Consider the following 19,710-nt stretch of genomic DNA (forward strand, 5'->3'; position numbering starts at 1 on the left):
CGCTCCGGCGCAAAGCTGTTTAAGCAGCCTTTGTCAGCATGCCGTGCGGGTCGAGCACAAATTTCTTCGCCACGCCCTGATCGAAGCTTTCATAGCCCTGTGGTGCATCATCCAGCGAAATCACCTGCGCATTGACGATTTCGGCGATGTTCAGGCGTCCATGCAGAATGGCTTGCATGAGCTGGCGGTTATATTTGACCACTGGCGTCTGACCTGTGTGGAAAGACTGTGCCTTCGCCCAGCCAAGGCCAAAGCGCAGCGACAGACTTCCCTGCTTGGCCGCATTGTCGACGGCGCCCGGATCCTCGGTCACATACAATCCCGGAATACCGATGGAACCGGCAGGGCGGGTGATTTCCATCATCTGGTTGAGAACAATAGCTGGTTGCTCGCCACCGCTATGGCCGCGCGCTTCAAAGCCGACGGCGTCAATGGCGCTATCCACTTCATTGCTGCCGGTCACTTCGGCAATCATGTCACCAAGACGGTCGCTTGCCGAAAGGTCAATTGGCTCGAACCCTACCTTGCGGGCATGTTCCAGTCGTTCTTTGTTGAAATCGCCGACCATGACGACGGCTGCACCCAAAATACGGGCTGATGCGGCAGCAGCCAGCCCGACGGGGCCAGCACCGGCCACATAGACGATGGAGCCCACGCCGACGCCCGCCTTCACTGCCCCATGAAAGCCGGTGGGCAGAATATCCGACAGCATGGTCAGGTCGCGAATTTTCTCGATGGCCTGTTCGCGGTCAGGGAATTTCAGCAGATTGAAGTCGGCATAAGGCACCATGACATAGCGTGCCTGCCCGCCGATCCACCCGCCCATATCGACATAGCCATATGCTCCGCCAGCGCGCGATGGATTGACGGTGAGGCAAACACCTGTGTCCTGTGATTTGCAGCAGCGGCAGCGGCCGCAGGCAACGTTGAATGGCACGGAAACGATGTCGCCCACTTCGAGCATTTCCACATCGCTGCCTTTTTCGATCACTTCGCCAGTGATTTCATGACCAAGCACGAGGCCGGGCATAGCGGTGGTGCGACCACGCACCATGTGTTGGTCGGAACCGCAAATATTAGTTGTGATAACTATCAGGATGACGGCGTGGTCCAGCTTACGCCCATCGGGAGCGCTCAGCACTGGATCATCAATGTCACGAACTTCGACTTTACCCGGGCGCATATATACAACGCCTCTATTCCTGCTCATGTCTACCTCCTCCAGATCGACTGTGCGGATCGTTCCCGATCCGCATATTGGGTCGGGATGTGCGGGGATTTACCCGGCAGCCAAGCCTACAGTGCTTATCGGTCGGGGAGGTGTTCTGTGCGCGACATGTCTGGTTCTCTCATCAGCATGTCGGCGAAAGACTTGAGAGCCTTGGTTTGATAGCGATCATTGTGCGAAAGCATCAGAAACTGGCGTTGCGGGAGAGTGAAATCGGCTTTGACGAGTGTGCCTGCCGCAAGATGCGGTGCTGCCACCAGTTCTGAAATTGCCGTGACGTAATTGCCGGAAAGCACAGCCGAACATATCGCCTCGTTGGAGGGAAGCTCCAGAGCAATGTTGAGACGCGCGGGGTTGTAGCCTGCAACGCGCATTGCATCTTCAAACACACTGCGGGTGCCTGAACCATGTTCGCGCAATATCCATTGGCCGCGAAACAGAGAATCCCATGTGAGCCGCCCGGATTGATGCCACGCGTGATCAGGTCGTGTGACGACAATCAGCTGATCTGTGCCAACCTTGCGCAGTGAAAGTGTGGGGGCCTGCACAGCGCCTTCAACGAGGCCTATATCGGCAAGCCCTGCTTCGGTGGCTGTGGTCACGCTTTCCGTATTGCCGAGCGTAAGCCGCACATCGATTAACGGGTAGGCGGCATGAAACTGCGCCAGATAGGGCGGCAGCCAGTAGCTCGCGATGGTCTGGCTGGCGTGGATCGCGAGGATGCCGCGTTTGCCGCCGCCAAGCTCGGACAGCATACGCTCAGCCGATTGCGCGCGGGCCAGCGTCGCGCGTGCTTCATCAAGAAACATGCGGCCATCGCCGGTCAGTTCGATACGACGACCGATGCGGTTGAAAAGCATTGCACCATAGCGATCTTCGAGCGTGCGAATCGCTGAACTCACTGCCGATGGTGTGAGGTGTAGTGCTTCCGATGCGCGGGTCAGGTGCTCCCGCTCGGCTACTTCGATGAAAATACGCAATTGTTCCAGTGTCATAGCATCAATCATTCGATTTTATCGAATGAATTGTGACATATAATACGATGGAATGAACAGAAGAAATGCGGCATCTGATTGGAAAATATTTCTCAAGATGTGAATGCCAAATCAGATGACAGCCGCAACCTCGAATAAATTCAAGAACATTCTCCCCGGTCTGGTGCTTAGTCTCGCCGTCTCGGCACTGGCTGTCGGGCTTGAAAAGGTCGAGGAGCACTATACCGGCAAGGCATGGCTCGAAGCGCTGGTACTGGCGATCCTGATTGGAACTGCAGTCAGAAGCATTTTTCGCCCCGGCAAACAATTTGCCAAGGGGATTAGCTTTTCAGCCAAAATGCTGCTGGAGATTGCTGTGGTCCTGCTCGGCGCTTCCATTAGTGTGAGTGCAGTTGTTGCCGCCGGCCCCGGACTTATTTTGGGTATTGCGGCCGTGGTGGCTGTTGCGATCACGCTGAGCTACAGCATCGGGCGTCTTTTACAGCTTCCGCACCGCATGGCGGTATTGGTGGCCTGCGGCAATTCAATTTGCGGCAACTCGGCAATTGCTGCGACTGCACCTGTCATTGGAGCGGAAAGCGACGATGTCGCTGCCTCAATCGCGTTTACTGCCATTCTTGGCGTTGTCGTCGTGCTATGCCTGCCGCTGTTGGTGCCGCTGCTGGGGCTGTCACACACGCAATATGGCATTCTCGCCGGATTGACGGTTTATGCCGTACCGCAGGTTCTTGCGGCCACGGCTCCTATTGCGACCATCAGTGTGCAGCTTGGAACATTGGTCAAGCTGGTGCGGGTGCTGATGCTCGGCCCCGTCATTCTGACACTATCGGTTCTGGCCGGTAACAAGGATGCGGAAGCAAAGCCGGGCTTTCTGCAACTTGTGCCCTGGTTCATCATCGGATTTCTTGGCATGATGGCGCTGCGCTCGCTGCATCTGATCCCGGACACAATTCTGCCAGGCATTCAATTCGCATCGACAGCCTTGACGATTATTTCGATGGCTGCACTGGGATTGGGGGTCGATGTACGCTCTGTTGCCTCAGCCGGTGGACGCGTCACACTCACCGCCATTCTTTCGCTGCTGGTTCTGGGCGTGATAAGCCTCGGACTTATCCATTTGCTTGGCGTGGTATGAGTTGGCTTATAGCTTTATTATCCGCTTTTTGAAGCGGGGCCGGTTTAACATCATGTAAAGCGGCCCCGCTCAAAAGCATTATTCGCCAAAATGCGAAAGCTCACTAGGTTTAGAACTTGTAGGCAATACCAATACGAATATCGTTGGTGGATAGCTTCCGGCTGTAATTCGTTGAGTTGTTCAGATTGAAGTTTTGCTTGCCGAAGTCGGTGTAGCGATACTCAAGACGCAAAACCAAATTGTCGGTTGCCGCATAGTCAACGCCGCCGCCAATCGTCCAGCCGGCACGTGTTTTGTCGCTTGTAAAGCTTGAGTTGTTTGTCGTGACTGTATCTTTAATGCCACCCAGGGCTACACCACCCGCAATATAAGGAAGGAAGCGGTCTACTGCATATCCAACGCGCGCACGCGTTGCACCAGTCCAGCGGATCTGTGTCGTGGCGTATGCCGCGTAGCCAGAAGCATCGTTTTCCTTGGCCTTGTTGTTAAAGGCGGCCGTAAAGTCCAGTTCTGCACCCAAAATTACGTTGTTTCCGACATCGAAATTATAGCCTGTGTAGAGTCCACCAAGGAAACCCTTTGCAGTGCCTTTCGCTTCAGGAAAGTTGGCGTAAGAAAATTTTCCCTTCATCATTGAATAGTCGATTTGTCCGCCGATATACGCGCCACTCCAGTTAAATGCGGGTACAGCAAACGATGGTGCAGGTTCCGGAGCGCTGATTGGATCAGCTGCATAGGCACCTGTTGTCAAAGTTGCGAGCAAAATTGAAGACCCGAGTATTAAAAATTTCTTCACGTAAAAACTCCATGTAATAATGTAATTTATTTTTCAGGCATACTGAATTCGCACATCAACTTTTCTTGATCAATAACAACTATGTGCCATATTTATTAGGTTATTATATAAGAGTATTTTTTATAACTAATATTACAACTGAATTATAGGCAGATGGGATTGCAGTGCGTTCCAGAAAAGAAAAAGCCCGCCAAATGGCGGGCTTTCTCATGTTTGGTTGAGGAGTAGGAAAACTTAGTTGTTTTCCGACTTCTTCATTGCTGCAGCAAGAATGTCGCCGAGCGAAGCGCCGGAGTCGGACGAACCGTACTGAGCGACTGCTTCTTTTTCTTCAGCGATTTCGAGCGCCTTGATCGAGACCTGCAGCTTGCGGGTCTTCTTGTCGAAAGCGATGACGCGAGCGTCAACCTTCTGACCAACCGTGAAGCGTTCTGGACGCTGTTCGTCACGATCACGCGACAGATCCGAGCGCTTGATGAAGCTTTCGAGGTCGTGGTCGATCAGACGAACTTCAAGGCCGCCATCGGTAACTGCGGTTACTTCGCAAGTTACAACGGCGTTCTTGCGCAGTTCACCCGAAGCTGCTGCTTCACCGACCTTGTCGCCGGAAAGCTGCTTGATGCCGAGCGAGATGCGTTCCTTTTCGATATCAACGTCGAGAACAACGGCCTTAACAACTTCGCCCTTGTTGTACTCTTCGATGACCTGTTCGCCTGGACGGTTCCAGTCGAGATCGGAAAGGTGAACCATGCCGTCAACATCGCCGTCGAGACCAATGAACAGGCCGAATTCGGTCTTGTTCTTGACTTCGCCTTCAACGATCGTGCCCTGTGGGTACTTCTGAGCGAAAGTGGTCCATGGGTTGTCGAGGGTCTGCTTGAGGCCGAGGGAGATGCGGCGCTTGACCGGATCAACTTCGAGAACAACGACTTCGACTTCCTGAGTGGTGGAAAGAATCTTGCCCGGATGGACGTTCTTCTTGGTCCACGACATTTCGGAAACGTGGATCAGGCCTTCGATGCCTGGCTCGATTTCGACGAATGCACCGTAGTCGGTGATGTTCGTGACAGTACCGGTGATCTTTTTGCCGATCGGGTACTTCGCGCCGATGCCATCCCAAGGATCGTTCTCGAGCTGCTTCATGCCGAGCGAGATACGATGAGTTTCCTGGTTGATACGGATGATCTGCACCTTGACGGTCTGGCCGATGGTGAGGATTTCCGAAGGATGGTTGACGCGGCGCCATGCCATGTCGGTAACGTGCAGGAGGCCGTCGATGCCGCCGAGGTCAACGAACGCACCGTAATCGGTGATGTTCTTGACAACGCCTTCAACAACCTGACCTTCTTCAAGGTTCTGAACGATTTCCGAACGCTGTTCTGCACGGCTTTCTTCAAGAACGGTACGACGCGAGACAACGATGTTGCCGCGACGCTTGTCCATCTTGAGGATTTCGAAAGGCTGTGGGACGTGCATAAGCGGGGTAACGTCGCGGATCGGACGAATGTCGACCTGCGAACGTGGAAGGAACGCAACTGCGCCGTCCAGATCGACGGTGAAACCACCCTTGACCTGGTTGAAAATGACGCCGTCGACGCGCTCGCCATTGGCGAACTTCTGCTCGAGCTTGCCCCAGCTTTCTTCACGACGTGCTTTTTCGCGCGACAGAACAGCTTCGCCGAGTGCGTTTTCGATGCGCTCAACGTAAACTTCAACTTCGTCGCCCGGCTTCATCGAGCCGTCTTTGCCCTTCGCGCCGAATTCCTTCAGCGGTACGCGACCTTCGACCTTGAGGCCAGCATCGATGATTGCCATGTCTTTTTCGATGGCAACGATGCGACCCTTTACAACATAACCTTCTGCAAGGTCATTGTTGGCAAAGGATTCGGCCAGCAGCGACTCGAAGTCTGCGAGGGAGGGATTGAATTCAGACATAAATACTCCTGATGCATCCGGTATGAAACAACATCGGATGCGGCGCCGGGGGTTAGAGTTGCGTTAGGCCTGTCCTTCGGCTCCGTCCCTTTGGGACAACCGGCGCGTGGAACGCGAAGTCAGGTTATAAATGTGGGTGAGACCTATATAGGAACAAACCCCGAATTATCCAGCATTTCTAAGACATAATCATACCAGAAAGTCTCGCGACAATCCCGATATTATGCCCTGTGCTGCGCGAAAGCGTGATCGATCAGCTTTTTTGCCGCCAGAAATGCCGCTTCTATACTCATTTCACTCGTATCTAGCAAGTGCGCGTCTTCCGCAGGCCGGAGTGGCGAATCCGTACGGTTCATGTCGCGGTCGTCGCGTTTCTTGAGATCGGCCAGAATTTCATCGAAATCGGCTGCGCCACCTTTTGCGAGGATCTCGTCAAAGCGGCGTTGTGCACGGACTTCCGGGGAGGCTGTCACAAACAGCTTGATCTCGGCTTGCGGGCAGACAACTGTTCCGATATCGCGCCCATCAAGCACGCTTGATGGCAATGCGGCGGCAAAATTGCGCTGCGCTTCGACAAGTGCGCGCCGGACGGCAGGCATGACGGCTACTTTGGAAGCCGCCTCGCCAATGGCATGGGCAGAAAGCACGGCCTTGTCCATCTCGTGCAGATCGATATTAAGGGCAACGTCTGCCGCAATCGCCTCATCATCGAGTGGCAGGCCCTGATCAAGCAGCGCCTTTGCAACCGCACGATAGGTCAGCCCGGTATCCAGATGAGGAATGCCGTAATGAATGGCGATGCGCCGGGCAAGAGTTCCCTTGCCCGAAGCTGCTGGCCCGTCGATGGCAACGACGAAGCTCGTCATCGCACATCGCTTACTTCGATTTTTGCACCAAGGCCCGGCATCATGGTCATGAATTCAGGGAACGAGGTTGCAATCATCGTGCTGTCATCGACCGTGACCGGCTTTTCGGAAGCCAATCCCATGACGAGGAAGCTCATCGCGATGCGATGATCAAGATGCGTGGCAACCGTGCCTCCGCCCAGGCCCCTGCCATCCGGACGACCGCGAACCGTCAGCGACATCTCGCCTTCGGTGCAATCGACGCCATTGGCTTCCAGGCCGCGCGCGACGGCGGCCAGACGATCCGATTCCTTCACACGCAATTCGTCGAGGCCATCCATGATGGTTTCGCCTTCGGCAAAAGAAGCGGCAATAGCCAGAACCGGATATTCATCAATCATCGAGGGCGCGCGTTCCGGAGGAACCGTGACGCCCTTAAGCCTCGACGACTTCACACGCAAATCGGCAACATCTTCGCCACCTGCAAGGCGCGGATCGATGATTTCGATGTCTGCGCCCATTTCCTGCAATGTCAGGATAAGGCCGGTTCGGGTCGGGTTCATGAGCACGTTGCGGATGGTGACATCCGAACCTTCAACGAGCAGCGCTGCAACAAGCGGGAAAGCGGTCGAGGATGGATCGCCCGGTACATCGATGGTCTGGCCGGTCAGCTTGCCCTGTCCAGTGATGCGGATATGGCGAACGCCATCCTTGTCGGTTTCGACGGTAAGATCGGCACCAAAGCCCTGCAGCATCTTTTCAGTGTGATCGCGCGTCATGACCGGTTCGATGACGGTTGTAACGCCGGGCGTATTGAGGCCGGCAAGTAGAACTGCTGACTTCACCTGCGCAGAAGCCATCGGCACGCGATAGCTGATCGGATTGGCTGTCTTGGGGCCAGTCAATGTCAGCGGCAGGCGGTCGCCTTCTGCAGCCTTCACCTGAACGCCCATTTCACGCAGCGGATTGAGCACACGACCCATAGGTCGGGAGGTCAGCGATGCATCGCCGATAAAGGTTGTCGTCATGTCGTAAGTGCCAACGAGACCCATGGTAAGGCGGGCACCTGTTCCGGCATTACCGAAATCGAGCGGCGCTTCCGGCTGCAACAGGCAGCCATTGCCGACGCCATTGATGATCCAGACATTACCGTCTTTGCGAATCTTGGCACCCATGGCCTGCATGGCGCGGCCTGTATTGATGACGTCCTCGCCTTCCAGCAGACCTGTAATGCGGGTTTCACCTGATGCGAGACCACCGAACATGAACGAACGGTGGGAAATAGATTTGTCACCCGGAATGCGGATTTCGCCCTTGAGTGCCTCTGAATGGCGGGCGATTGCAGGTTTCGGGGATGCAGAATGGGACATGGATTTTTCACTGTCTCATTTGGGCGTTATTCACGCGGGATTGATCAAAGCGGCAGCTTCCTAGCACAGGAACAGGGCGGGGTCATCCGTCAATGCGCGATTTGAGGCATTGTAAGAGAGCAGAATGAGTCTTTAGCTTTGACAAAAGCTGCAAATTGCGTTTATGCACCGAACAACACCGTAAGGCGCGCTTTACGCCTTCTCCTCACCAATTGAAGGTTTGGAGTATGATGGCAAGCTTAAAGCATGTAAGCGTAGCAGACGCGGTTTGAATGAATTTGTGACCCGGATGAACAAGCGGCGTAAAACGTCGCAGGCGCGACGGGGATAAAAACTCACGAGGCTAAACGTGGCAAAAGCTGAACTTGGTACCAAGCGCATCGATCCGGAAACGGGCAAGAAGTTTTACGATCTCAATCGCGATCCGATTGTTTCGCCTTACAGCGGTATTTCGTACCCACGGTCGTATTTTGAAGCGACCGTAGCTGAAAGCCGTGCGGCTGAAGAGGAAGCTGAAGAGGAAGAACTGGATACGGCACTCGAAAAGCCGGAATTCGTTTCTCTCGAGGACGCGGACGACGAAGCCAAGGGTGGCGAAGACCTGCCAGAAATCGACGATGACGTCGATCTGGGTGACGACGATGACGACACATTCCTTGAAGAAGAGGAAGATGAAGACGACGACGTTTCCGGTATTCTGGGCGGCGGCGTTGGCGGTGACGACGAAGAAGTCTGATCAACTCTTGCTGATCGAATTACACAAGGCGGCTCATTGAGCTGCCTTGTTGCGTTTTAGTATTCCTTTTTGCGGCTTGATCTGTCTTGAAGGTGGCTTGAGCATAATCGGCAAATTATTTTTGGCAGATACCAAAAGAGTTGTGATTTAGCTCTTGATCTTCTGTAACGAGCCATTTAATAAGCCGCCACACCGGACAGAAATTTCTGTCTGGCCCACCTCGAAAGAGGTCTGATGGGGCCATAGCTCAGCTGGGAGAGCGCTTGCATGGCATGCAAGAGGTCAGCGGTTCGATCCCGCTTGGCTCCACCAAATTTCCCGTTTTGCTCAGTTTCTCAAAAACGCACATGCGCCCGATTTGGCTTCGTACTTATCAGTACTAACTTTCGCTCGACTTTTCATTCAATTTGGCTACGGTAGTTTCATTGAAGCAATTGTTAGTGATATGTTGAATGAAGAGGATTTCTGAATTTGATGGTTTGCGATTTGTTCTGTGTTTAGGAATCGCAATCTTTCATTTTTCCTTCCGGGTTCCTGTGAAGAACGATCACCTGCAAGGTGTTATATTAACATTCTCTTATTTTACCGATATCTTTTTTATTGTTTCTGGACTGTTCCTTGCGCGTCGAGATAATTATATATGGAGCAGGCAGCATTATATCGGTTTTGTCGGAAAACGCCTGGCGCGGATTTATCCGCTACACGTAATAGCTTTTAGCTGCTTCGCGCTCCTTTCTCTCCTCACTGCGACCGGCATTCTTCATCCTTCCGCTGAACCAAATATGAGCTTGTCAGACGGGCTCACGCAATTACTGCTTGTTCACGACTGGGGTCTTGGAAGAACATTCTCCTATAATTACGTCAGTTGGTCGCTGAGTGCACTCTTCCTGATGTATCTTTGCTTTCCGTTGTTCGATATGCTCTGTCATCGCCTCGGAAGTCTGACCCTCATCGTCGTCATAATGGCTGTCATGGGCGGGGAATATCTGGCGCAGAAGCTCAACGTATTATCGATCACCCGTATTCAGTTTGCTGATATTGGCATTTTACGCGCTCTGCCATCGTTTCTCTTTGGAATGTGGCTCGCGCGGCAAACGCATCACCGAGTTCCAGCCATCTTTATCAAGGTGGCACTTGCAGCCTGTCTGATGATCTTTCTATTTTATCATCCCGAAAATATTGCAGGTGAACCCGCCACACTGGAAGGCCCAATGCGTTTGGCCTTTCTCTATTTTTGCCTTTACGTGTTTTATCTTGCCGCCACGCAAAACATCTATACGCCGCTGCGACTTCGTCCGCTGGTAACGCTGTCCCGTTACAGCTTCGGCATTTTCATTCTGCATCCTCTCGTAGGGCTGGTCTTTTTCAATGCCGTTCCGCAACATTGGGGCGAGACCAACATGGGCGCAGTATTGCTGATCGGGGGTGGTGTTCTGGCAAGCCTTCTCGCAGCAATTGTCGCTTGGCACCTTTTTGAAAACCCAATCAATCGCTGGCTCGTAACCCGTATCAATGCGTGGGTGACCCAGGAAGACGAAGCTGCGAAGCTGCCTCTTCCAGAGGGATCCGCCTGATCGGCGCTCTGACCGTTAGTTTTCGCGCATCCATAAAACCATTTCACACTTTTCGCGACGCGCTCTCAAGCATGTCGCATTGCATCAGCAAAATATGTTTCTCAGTAAAGGCATGGACGAGGCCGCAAGTCTCTTTTAGAAATTCGTGTTGGAGCTGACCGTTAAACGGTTTTCAGCCTTGCATGATTCTGGGAGGAATGATGATTAAAGAAGCCGTTTCCGCTGATGTCCAACCGCTATGGCTACCCGATGAAAAGCGGATCGCCGCAAGCACGCTCGAGCATTTTCGTGTGCGGGCAGAGGGAAGGGCAGGCCGGAAGCTTGCCGATTATCAGGCATTGCATCGCTGGTCGGTCGAGGATCGCGCCGACTTCTGGCAGCTTGTGTGGGATTTCTGCGAGGTTATCGGCGAGCGTGGCAAAACAGCCCTTGTCGATAAAGGCCATATGCGTGACGCAAAATTCTTCCCCGAGGCACGGCTCAACTTTGCCGAAAACCTGTTGCGCCATGAGGGTGGCGAGGAAGCCATCGTGTTTCGCGGTGAGGACAAGGTTGAGCGCCGCCTGACATGGGACGATCTTCACGCGCTGGTCTCAAAACTCCAGCAGTTCATGCTGGCGGAGGGTGTCCAGCCCGGCGACCGCGTGGCGGGCATGATGCCCAACATGCCGGAGGCGGTGGCCTTGATGCTGGCCGCTTCGTCCATCGGCGCGGTCTGGTCTTCCTGTTCGCCGGATTTCGGCGTGCAAGGCGTGCTCGACCGTTTCGGCCAGATCGAGCCGAAGCTTTTCTTCGCTTGCGATGGTTACTGGTATAATGGCAAGCGCATTGAAGTTGCCGACAAGGTGGCAGAAGTGACGGCAAAGCTGCCGGGGCTGAAACGGGCGGTCATTGTCACCTATCTCGGCGAAGCGGAAGCCGTTGCTGACCGCGCTGAAAAGGGCATTGCGCTTGATGCGGCTTTGGAACCGTTCAAGGCCAAAGACGTCGAGTTCACGCGGCTCCCCTTCGATCATCCGCTTTGTATCCTGTTTTCGTCCGGCACGACGGGCATTCCAAAATGCATCGTACATCGCGCGGGCGGCGTGCTGTTGCAGCATTTGAAGGAACACCGCCTGCATGCGGATATTCGCGATGGCGACCGTTTCTTCTATTTCACCACCTGTGGCTGGATGATGTGGAACTGGCTGGCTTCCGGCATCGCCTCCGGCGCCACGCTTCTGCTCTATGACGGTTCGCCCTTCTATCCCGATGGTAATGTGCTGTTCGATTATGCCGCCGCCGAAGGCATGACCTATTTCGGCACTTCGGCGAAATTCATCGACGCGGTGCTGAAAGCCGGTCTGAAGCCCGGCGAGACACATGATCTTTCGGCACTGCGCACGGTATCCTCGACCGGCTCGCCGCTGTCGCCGGAAGGCTTTGCCTTCGTCTATGAAGCGATCAAGCCGGACGTGCATCTCGCCTCCATTTCCGGCGGTACGGATATCGTGTCCTGCTTCGTGCTGGGCGTTCCGACCGAACCGGTCTGGCTGGGCGAAATTCAGGGCGCGGGCCTTGGCATGGCCGTCGACGTCTGGAACGATGACGGCAAGCCGGTGCGCCGTGAGAAAGGCGAGCTGGTCTGCACGAAGGCATTCCCCTGCATGCCGCTGCAATTTTGGAACGATTCCGAAGGCGCGAAATATCAGGCCGCTTATTTTGAGCGCTTCGACAATATCTGGTGCCATGGCGATTTTGCCGAATGGACCGAACATGACGGCATCGTCATCCATGGTCGTTCGGACGCGACACTCAACCCCGGCGGCGTGCGTATCGGTACGGCGGAGATTTACAATCAGGTCGAACAGATGCCGGAAATCGCCGAGGCGCTCTGCATCGGGCAGGATTGGGATAATGACGTGCGGGTGGTGCTGTTCGTGCGCCTCGCCGAAGGTATCGCGCTGGACGACAACCTCAAGGCGCGCATCAAGACCAAGATTCGTACTGGTGCCACGCCGCGCCATGTTCCGGCGAAGATTGTGGCGGTCCGGGATATTCCGCGCACCAAGTCGGGAAAAATCGTGGAGCTCGCCGTGCGCGATATCGTGCATGGGCGCGATGTGAAGAATCGCGAGGCGCTGGCAAACCCGGAAGCGCTGGAGCTTTATCGCGATATTGCCGAGCTTCATGAGGATTGATTTGATTACCCTCCAATTGCTTGGAGTTGCCGGATAACGGGCGCAACAAAATTTCGTTATCCGGTAATAAATAGCCACAGAACGCCACGCAAAGCCATTGCCTAATTGGCCGCCACGGGACACTCTGGCCGGAACATAGCCGTCTTGCAAAAGATGGACACCGAGCAGAACTTGTGGAGGACGAGTATGTTTGCATCGGGCATGAATTTCGGTCTTGGCGAGGAGATCGAAGCCCTTCGCGATACGGTGCGCCGTTTTGCGGAAAGCCGCATTGCGCCGCTGGCCGCTGAAACCGACCGCAACAATGCATTTCCCATGCATCTCTGGCGTGAACTGGGTGAGCTTGGTGTACTCGGCATTACGGCACCCGAAGAATATGGCGGCGCTGGCATGGGCTATCTCGCCCATTGTATCGCGATGGAAGAAATCAGCCGCGCTTCCGCGTCCGTCGGCCTCAGCTATGGTGCGCATTCCAATCTCTGCGTCAACCAGATCAAGCGAAACGGTTCTCCTGAGCAGCGCGCGAAATATCTGCCAAAACTTATTTCCGGCGAGCATGTCGGCGCGCTCGCCATGTCCGAGCCGGGTGCGGGTTCCGATGTCGTTTCAATGAAACTTGCCGCCGAGAAACGTGGCGATCGTTACGTTCTCAACGGAAACAAGATGTGGATCACCAACGGCCCGGATGCCGATGTGCTGGTGGTCTATGCCAAGACCGATCCATCGGCAGGCCCGCGTGGCATCAGCGCCTTCATCGTCGAAAAAGGTTTCAAGGGGTTTTCGACCGCGCAGAAACTCGACAAGCTCGGTATGCGTGGTTCCAACACCTGCGAACTGGTGTTTCAGGATTGCGAAGTGCCAGCCGAAAACCTGCTTGGGGCAGAAGGTAAGGGCGTCAATGTGCTGATGTCCGGTCTCGACTATGAACGCGTGGTGCTGGCAGGTGGTCCGCTCGGCATCATGGCGGCCTGTCTCGATGTCGTGGTGCCCTATGTGCATGAGCGCAAGCAGTTCGACCAGCCGATTGGCGAGTTCCAGCTGATGCAGGGCAAGCTTGCCGACATGTATGTGATCTTCAACGCCTCGCGCGCCTATACCTATGCCGTGGCAGCAGCCTGCGACCGGGGCGAGACATCGCGCAAGGATGCGGCGGGCTGCATTCTCTACACGGCGGAAAATGCCACGCAGATGGCACTGCAGGCGATCCAGTCTCTCGGCGGCAATGGCTACATCAATGATTATCCGACGGGCCGTCTTTTGCGCGATGCCAAGCTTTATGAAATCGGCGCGGGCACGTCGGAAATCCGGCGCATGCTGATCGGACGGGAACTCTTTCAGGAGACCCGTTGATGGCGGTTCTGAAATCGGAAATCTCCACGCGCAGCGCCAGCTTCGAGGCTAACCGCAAGGCCATGCTGGCGGCGATCGACGTGGTGGGTGAAGCTTCCCAGATTGCACTCGATGGCGGTGGCGAGAAAGCGCGTGAGCGCCATGTCGCGCGTGGCAAACTGCTTCCGCGTGAACGCGTGGCGCAATTGCTCGATCCGGGTTCCCCCTTTCTCGAAGTTGGACTGACGGCAGCACATGGCATGTATGGCGGTGCGGCCCCTTCGGGCGGCATCATCACCGGCATCGGGCGCGTATCGGGTCGCGACTGCATGATCGTCTGCAACGATGCGACCGTGAAGGGCGGCACCTATTATCCGGTCACAGTGAAGAAGCATCTGCGCGCACAGGAGATCGCGGGCGAAAATCGTCTGCCCTGCATTTATCTGGTCGATTCCGGTGGGGCCAATCTGCCCAATCAGGATGAGGTGTTCCCGGATCGCGACCATTTCGGACGCATCTTCTACAATCAGGCGCAGATGTCGGCGGCAGGCATCCCGCAAGTCGCCGTGGTCATGGGTTCGTGCACGGCAGGCGGCGCTTACGTGCCTGCCATGAGCGACGAGACGGTCATCGTGCGCAATCAGGGCACGATCTTTCTGGCCGGTCCACCGCTGGTGAAAGCTGCAACCGGCGAAGTGGTGAGCGCGGAAGATCTTGGTGGCGGCGATGTGCACACGCGGCTTTCCGGCGTGGCCGACCATCTGGCCAATGACGACGCCCATGCTTTGCAGATCGCGCGCGCCATTGCCGCCAATCTCAACAGCGAGAAGCGCAGCTTCATTCCGCGCGGCGATGGTGCTACGCCGCTCTATGACCCGGAGGAAATTTTAGGCGTTGTTTCCGCCGATACGCGCATTCCCTATGATGTGCGCGAGGTTATCACGCGGCTGGTCGACAGCTCCGATTTTGATGAGTTCAAAGCGCGCTACGGCACCACTTTGGTCTGCGGTTTTGCCAGCGTCTATGGCATGCCGGTCGGGATTATCGCCAATAATGGCGTGCTGTTCTCCGAAGCGGCCTTGAAGGGCGCGCATTTCATCGAGCTTTGCTGCCAGCGCAACATTCCACTGGTGTTTCTGCAGAACATCACCGGCTTCATGGTCGGGCGCAAATATGAAGCGGAGGGTATCGCCAAGCATGGGGCAAAGCTGGTGACGGCGGTGGCGACGGCCAATGTACCCAAGATCACCATGCTGATCGGCGCTTCCTATGGTGCGGGTAATTACGGCATGGCCGGGCGGGCCTATTCGCCGCGCTTCCTGTGGACCTGGCCGAACAGCCGCATTGCGGTGATGGGCGGCGAACAGGCGGCAGGCGTGCTGGCAACGGTCAAGCGCGACGGGATTGAGCGAACCGGCGGCACATGGTCAGCGGATGAGGAAGCGGAGTTCAAGCGCCCGACGCTCGAAATGTTCGAACGCCAGAGTCATCCGCTTTATGCCTCTGCCCGACTTTGGGATGACGGCATCGTCGATCCGCGCAAGAGCCGCGAAGTGCTTGGCCTGTCGCTTTCCGCCACGCTGAACGCACCCATCGAGCCGACGCGTTTCGGCTTGTTTAGAATGTGAGGAGGCGCGGGATGAGGAAAAGTAAAGCGGTTTTCCGCCCGCATCCCGCGAGGGCAAGAGTGATGTTCAAAAAGATACTGATTGCCAATCGCGGAGAAATTGCCTGCCGGGTCATGCGCACGGCGCGCGAAATGGGCATTGCCACCGTCGCAATCTACTCCGATGCGGACGCCAACGCGCTGCATGTGGAGATGGCCGACGAGGCGGTGCGCGTCGGTCCTGCCATTTCTGCGCAAAGCTATCTGAATGTCGAGGCTATCATCAAGGCTGCGAAGGAAACCGGCGCAGAGGCTATCCATCCGGGTTATGGATTTCTGTCTGAGAATGCCGGTTTCGTGGATGCAGTCGAAGCAGCGGGACTTGTCTTCATCGGCCCATCGGCCAAAGCCATTCGCGCCATGGGGCTTAAGGATGCTGCCAAGGCACTGATGGAAAAGGCCGGCGTGCCTGTCGTTCCGGGCTATCACGGCGACAATCAGGATGGAGCCTTCCTCAAAAGCAAGGCCGACCGGATCGGCTATCCTGTGCTCATCAAGGCGCGTGCGGGCGGCGGCGGCAAGGGCATGCGCCGTGTCGATCAGGCCGCTGATTTCGCGGCAGCATTGGACAGCGCGCGCCGCGAGGCGGAAGCCTCGTTCGGCGATAGCGCGGTGCTGGTCGAAAAATACATGACGAAGCCGCGCCATATCGAGGTGCAGGTCTTTGGCGACAGTCATGGCAATGCGGTGCATCTCTTCGAGCGCGATTGTTCGCTGCAGCGGCGCCACCAGAAAGTCATCGAGGAAGCGCCTGCGCCCGGCATGACGCCGGAAATGCGCGCCGCCATGGGCGAGGCGGCGGTGAAGGCGGCATTGGCCATTGGCTATTGCGGCGCGGGCACGGTCGAGTTCATTGCCGATGTTTCTGAAGGGCTGCGGCCAGACCGCTTCTTCTTCATGGAAATGAATACCCGCCTACAGGTTGAGCATCCGGTGACGGAAGCGATTACCGGCCTCGATCTGGTCGAGTGGCAATTGCGTGTGGCCTCCGGCGATCCGCTGCCGAAACGACAGGACGAACTTTCCATAAACGGCTGGGCTTTCGAGGCGCGACTTTATGCGGAAGATCCGGCGCGGGATTTTCTGCCCGCAACCGGCAAGCTTGCTCTGTTCGCGCCGCCTGAAAATGCCCGTGTCGATTCTGGTGTGCGAACCGGCGATACGATCACGCCGTTCTATGATCCGATGATCGCCAAGATCATCGCCCATGGCGCAACGCGCGATGAGGCACTGAACCGGCTTGATGCGGCACTAAACAAGACCCGCATTGCAGGCCTCGTCACCAATCGCCAGTTCCTGTCGGCGCTCTGCAATCTCGAAGCTTTCCGCACCGGTGATGTCGATACTGGCCTGATCGCACGCGAGACGGCGACACTGTTTGCCGATAAGCAGCCTTCGGATATCGCCTTTGCGCTGGCTGCACTCGGCGCGCTCGATCTTCTGGATGCGCCAGCAAAGGATGATCCATGGTCGAGCCTGCGCGGGTTTCGGCTTTGGGGTGACGCATCACGCTCGGTTCTGCTCGATCATCATGGCGAGCGGCACACGGTCAGCTTCACGACCAAAGGTGACAGGCATTTCGGCTTTGCTTTCGGCACCATCGAAATCCGTTTCCATGAAAACGGGCTGGTTCGCTTTGCTGTCGATGGCCGTGTTTCGGAGGCGTCGGTCGTGCGCATCGGACACGATGTGACGGTGCAACTCGAAGGTCGCGACACCATATTTCATCATGTGCAGTCTGTTGGCGCGGAAGAGGATGCTTCGAGTGAAAGCCGCATCCTGTCACCAATGCCGGGACTGGTACGACTGGTTTCCGTCGTGGAGGGTGCGAACGTCGCTAAGGGCGATCCGCTGGTGACGATGGAAGCGATGAAGATGGAACTGTCACTGACCGCGCCGCGCGATGGCAAGGTTGCGTCGGTGACTGTTACAGCGGGCGATCAGGTCAATGAGGGCGCGCTGCTGGTTGAACTGGAGGAAGAACATGGCTGAACACGTAGAAATCGTTGAAATGGCTGCGCGTGATGGCCTGCAGAATGAAAAGCGGTTTGTGCCGACAGCGGACAAGGTCGCACTGATCGACCGCCTGTCCGATTGCGGCTATGCTCGCATCGAGGCGACGAGCTTCGTCAGCCCAAAATGGGTGCCGCAACTGGCCGATGCCGCAGAAGTCATGGCCGGGATTCGCCGTGCCGACGGTGTGCGTTATTCGGTACTGGTGCCCAACATGAAGGGCTATGAAGCTGCTGCCGCTGCAAATGTTGACGAGATTGCGGTTTTCATTTCCGCCTCGGAAGGCTTTTCGAAAGCCAATATCAATTGCTCAATCGCCGAAAGCATCGAGCGTCTGTCGCCGGTCATCGGTGCTGCGATCAATGATGGTCTGGCCATTCGCGGCTATGTGAGCTGCGTCGTGGAATGTCCTTATGACGGGCCGGTGGCCCCGCAAGCGGTTGCCGATGTGACCGAACAGCTCTTCTCGCTCGGCTGTCACGAAGTAAGCCTCGGCGATACGATCGGGCGTGGCACGCCGGACAAGGTGGCAGCCATGCTGGATGCCGTGCTGGCCATTGCGCCTGCGCACAGCCTTGCTGGCCATTATCACGACACAAGCGGGCGTGCGCTCGACAATATCCGCGTTAGTCTCGAAAAAGGCCTGCGGGTGTTCGATGCTTCGGTCGGTGGCCTCGGCGGCTGTCCTTTCGCGCCGGGCGCCAAGGGCAACGTCGATACGGTCTCCGTCGTCGAAATGCTGCATGGATTGGGTTTTGAAACCGGCCTCAATCTGGACAAGCTCAGATCAGCGGCCTTGTTCGCGCAGGCGCTGCGTCAGGATAAAGCGGCATGAAGGCGGTTGAAACCATCCAGATTGCGATAGATCAACGCGGTGTCGCGACACTGACGCTCAACCGTCCGGAACAGCATAATGCGTTGTCCGGTCGGATGATCGACGAGCTTCTGACGGCGACGCTGCATCTGGCGGATGATGACGCCGTGCGCCTCGTGGTCCTGACCGGCAATGGCACAAGTTTCTGTGCGGGTGGCGATCTGGGATGGATGCAGGAACAGGTCAAAGCTACGCGCGCGCAGCGCATTGAGGAAGCGCGCAAGCTCGCCCTCATGTTGAAAGCGCTGCGTGATCTGCCAAAGCCGTTGATCGGGCGCATCAATGGGCAGGCCTATGGCGGCGGTGTCGGCCTCATCAGCGTTTGCGATGCTGCGATCAGCGTTTCCGGCGCGCGTTTCGGACTGACGGAGACGAAGCTCGGTCTGATACCGGCCACCATCAGCCCCTATGTTGTGGCACGCATCGGGCAGGCGAATGCGCTGCGCACATTCACTTCGGCACGACTGTTCGATGCCGAGGAAGCGCGGCGGATCGGGCTGTTGCATGACGTGGTCGAGGCGGAACGTCTCGATGCGGCGGTGGAGGCGGAGATCAAACCCTATTTTTCTACCGCGCCCGCAGCGGTTGCCGCCTCCAAGAGGCTGGTTCATGCGCTGGGCGCGCCGATAGATGAAGCCGTCATCGAAATGACGCTGACCCGTCTTGCCGATACATGGGAAACGCCGGAGGCCGCAGAGGGGATCGCGGCCTTTTTTGCAAAGCTTTCACCATCATGGAAAAGAGGAGGATAGGCATTTATTGGGAGGCCGATTTTCGTTGTAGTTGCGGGCACTTGGCCCCTTGCAATCGGAAGCCGGAAATGCATTCTTATTACATCATGAAAGCTCGCTCCCGTTCCGGAGCATGATTCCGAAAGGGCAGATGCAATTTCGGATAATATTATGGCTCTGGCCTCTTCGACGAGTGGGGGCGTGCTTTTGGATTGACCCTTTGAGATCGTACGATGAAAAAAGGGAGGGCCCGGTAATTCGGCAGCGCAGGCGCGCTGAGATTTGACCGGCATGGGTTGTCTG

15 protein-coding genes and 1 tRNA gene are annotated in these 19,710 nt (G+C 56.1%); 10 read left to right on the forward strand and 6 right to left on the reverse strand.

Annotated features, from left to right (window positions below; all coding sequences use genetic code 11):
- Positions 1 to 19: 19 nt before the first annotated feature.
- Together fdhA and C9380_RS01045 are read right to left on the reverse strand one after the other, a co-directional pair.
- Positions 20 to 1,210, reverse strand: coding sequence for a formaldehyde dehydrogenase, glutathione-independent (fdhA, locus tag C9380_RS01040; RefSeq protein WP_128092813.1), 1,191 nt, complete (start codon positions 1,208 to 1,210; stop codon positions 20 to 22).
- 95 nt (positions 1,211 to 1,305) lie between these two features.
- Positions 1,306 to 2,223 (reverse strand): LysR family transcriptional regulator, encoded by a 918-nt coding sequence (locus C9380_RS01045; protein ID WP_128092814.1) that lies wholly within the window; start codon positions 2,221 to 2,223, stop codon positions 1,306 to 1,308.
- A 115-nt stretch (positions 2,224 to 2,338) separates the two neighbouring features.
- On the opposite strand from C9380_RS01045, the gene C9380_RS01050 reads away from it, so the two are divergent.
- Positions 2,339 to 3,358: a YeiH family protein gene (locus tag C9380_RS01050; protein WP_247877566.1), complete on the forward strand. Its 1,020-nt coding sequence runs from the start codon at positions 2,339 to 2,341 to the stop codon at positions 3,356 to 3,358.
- Between the two features lie 109 nt (positions 3,359 to 3,467).
- Here the strand turns inward: C9380_RS01050 and C9380_RS01055 are convergent, their stop codons facing one another.
- The 4 genes from C9380_RS01055 to aroA form a co-directional block, all read right to left on the reverse strand.
- On the reverse strand, positions 3,468 to 4,154 hold the full coding sequence (locus tag C9380_RS01055) for an outer membrane protein (RefSeq protein ID WP_128092816.1): 687 nt from the start codon (positions 4,152 to 4,154) through the stop codon (positions 3,468 to 3,470).
- 234 nt (positions 4,155 to 4,388) lie between these two features.
- Positions 4,389 to 6,089, reverse strand: a complete 1,701-nt coding sequence (rpsA, locus tag C9380_RS01060; RefSeq protein WP_024898292.1) for a 30S ribosomal protein S1 — start codon at positions 6,087 to 6,089, stop codon at positions 4,389 to 4,391.
- A 221-nt stretch (positions 6,090 to 6,310) separates the two neighbouring features.
- Positions 6,311 to 6,955, reverse strand: a complete 645-nt coding sequence (cmk, locus tag C9380_RS01065; RefSeq protein WP_128092817.1) for a (d)CMP kinase — start codon at positions 6,953 to 6,955, stop codon at positions 6,311 to 6,313.
- On the reverse strand, positions 6,952 to 8,304 hold the full coding sequence (gene aroA, locus C9380_RS01070) for a 3-phosphoshikimate 1-carboxyvinyltransferase (protein WP_128092818.1): 1,353 nt from the start codon (positions 8,302 to 8,304) through the stop codon (positions 6,952 to 6,954). Before aroA ends, cmk begins: the two co-directional genes overlap by 4 nt.
- 349 nt (positions 8,305 to 8,653) lie before the next feature.
- Between aroA and C9380_RS01075 the strand changes: the two genes are divergently transcribed.
- The 9 genes from C9380_RS01075 to C9380_RS01115 all read left to right on the forward strand — a co-directional run bounded on the left by C9380_RS01075 (position 8,654) and on the right by C9380_RS01115 (position 19,428).
- Positions 8,654 to 9,040: a TIGR02300 family protein gene (locus tag C9380_RS01075; RefSeq protein ID WP_128092819.1), complete on the forward strand. Its 387-nt coding sequence runs from the start codon at positions 8,654 to 8,656 to the stop codon at positions 9,038 to 9,040.
- A 236-nt stretch (positions 9,041 to 9,276) separates the two neighbouring features.
- Positions 9,277 to 9,352: transfer RNA gene (locus C9380_RS01080), tRNA-Ala, on the forward strand.
- A gap of 140 nt (positions 9,353 to 9,492) precedes the next feature.
- Positions 9,493 to 10,614 (forward strand): acyltransferase family protein, encoded by a 1,122-nt coding sequence (locus C9380_RS01085; protein WP_128092820.1) that lies wholly within the window; start codon positions 9,493 to 9,495, stop codon positions 10,612 to 10,614.
- A gap of 197 nt (positions 10,615 to 10,811) precedes the next feature.
- Positions 10,812 to 12,794 (forward strand): acetoacetate--CoA ligase, encoded by a 1,983-nt coding sequence (locus C9380_RS01090; RefSeq protein ID WP_374844437.1) that lies wholly within the window; start codon positions 10,812 to 10,814, stop codon positions 12,792 to 12,794.
- A 201-nt stretch (positions 12,795 to 12,995) separates the two neighbouring features.
- On the forward strand, positions 12,996 to 14,144 hold the full coding sequence (locus C9380_RS01095) for an isovaleryl-CoA dehydrogenase (protein ID WP_210249752.1): 1,149 nt from the start codon (positions 12,996 to 12,998) through the stop codon (positions 14,142 to 14,144).
- Positions 14,144 to 15,751 (forward strand): carboxyl transferase domain-containing protein, encoded by a 1,608-nt coding sequence (locus C9380_RS01100; RefSeq protein ID WP_128092822.1) that lies wholly within the window; start codon positions 14,144 to 14,146, stop codon positions 15,749 to 15,751. The genes C9380_RS01095 and C9380_RS01100 overlap by 1 nt, the downstream gene beginning before the upstream one ends.
- Positions 15,752 to 15,813: 62 nt before the next feature.
- A complete protein-coding gene (locus C9380_RS01105; RefSeq protein ID WP_128093613.1) occupies positions 15,814 to 17,781 on the forward strand; it encodes an acetyl/propionyl/methylcrotonyl-CoA carboxylase subunit alpha in 1,968 nt (655 codons plus the stop codon).
- Complete coding sequence (locus C9380_RS01110; protein ID WP_100558334.1) at positions 17,774 to 18,637, forward strand: hydroxymethylglutaryl-CoA lyase; 864 nt, start codon at positions 17,774 to 17,776, stop codon at positions 18,635 to 18,637. Before C9380_RS01105 ends, C9380_RS01110 begins: the two co-directional genes overlap by 8 nt.
- Positions 18,634 to 19,428, forward strand: coding sequence for a crotonase/enoyl-CoA hydratase family protein (locus tag C9380_RS01115; RefSeq protein ID WP_111785683.1), 795 nt, complete (start codon positions 18,634 to 18,636; stop codon positions 19,426 to 19,428). The genes C9380_RS01110 and C9380_RS01115 overlap by 4 nt, the downstream gene beginning before the upstream one ends.
- Positions 19,429 to 19,710 lie beyond the last annotated feature (282 nt).

Origin of the sequence: Brucella pituitosa (genome assembly GCF_003049685.1) — a bacterium.
Lineage (GTDB): Bacteria > Pseudomonadota > Alphaproteobacteria > Rhizobiales > Rhizobiaceae > Brucella > Brucella pituitosa.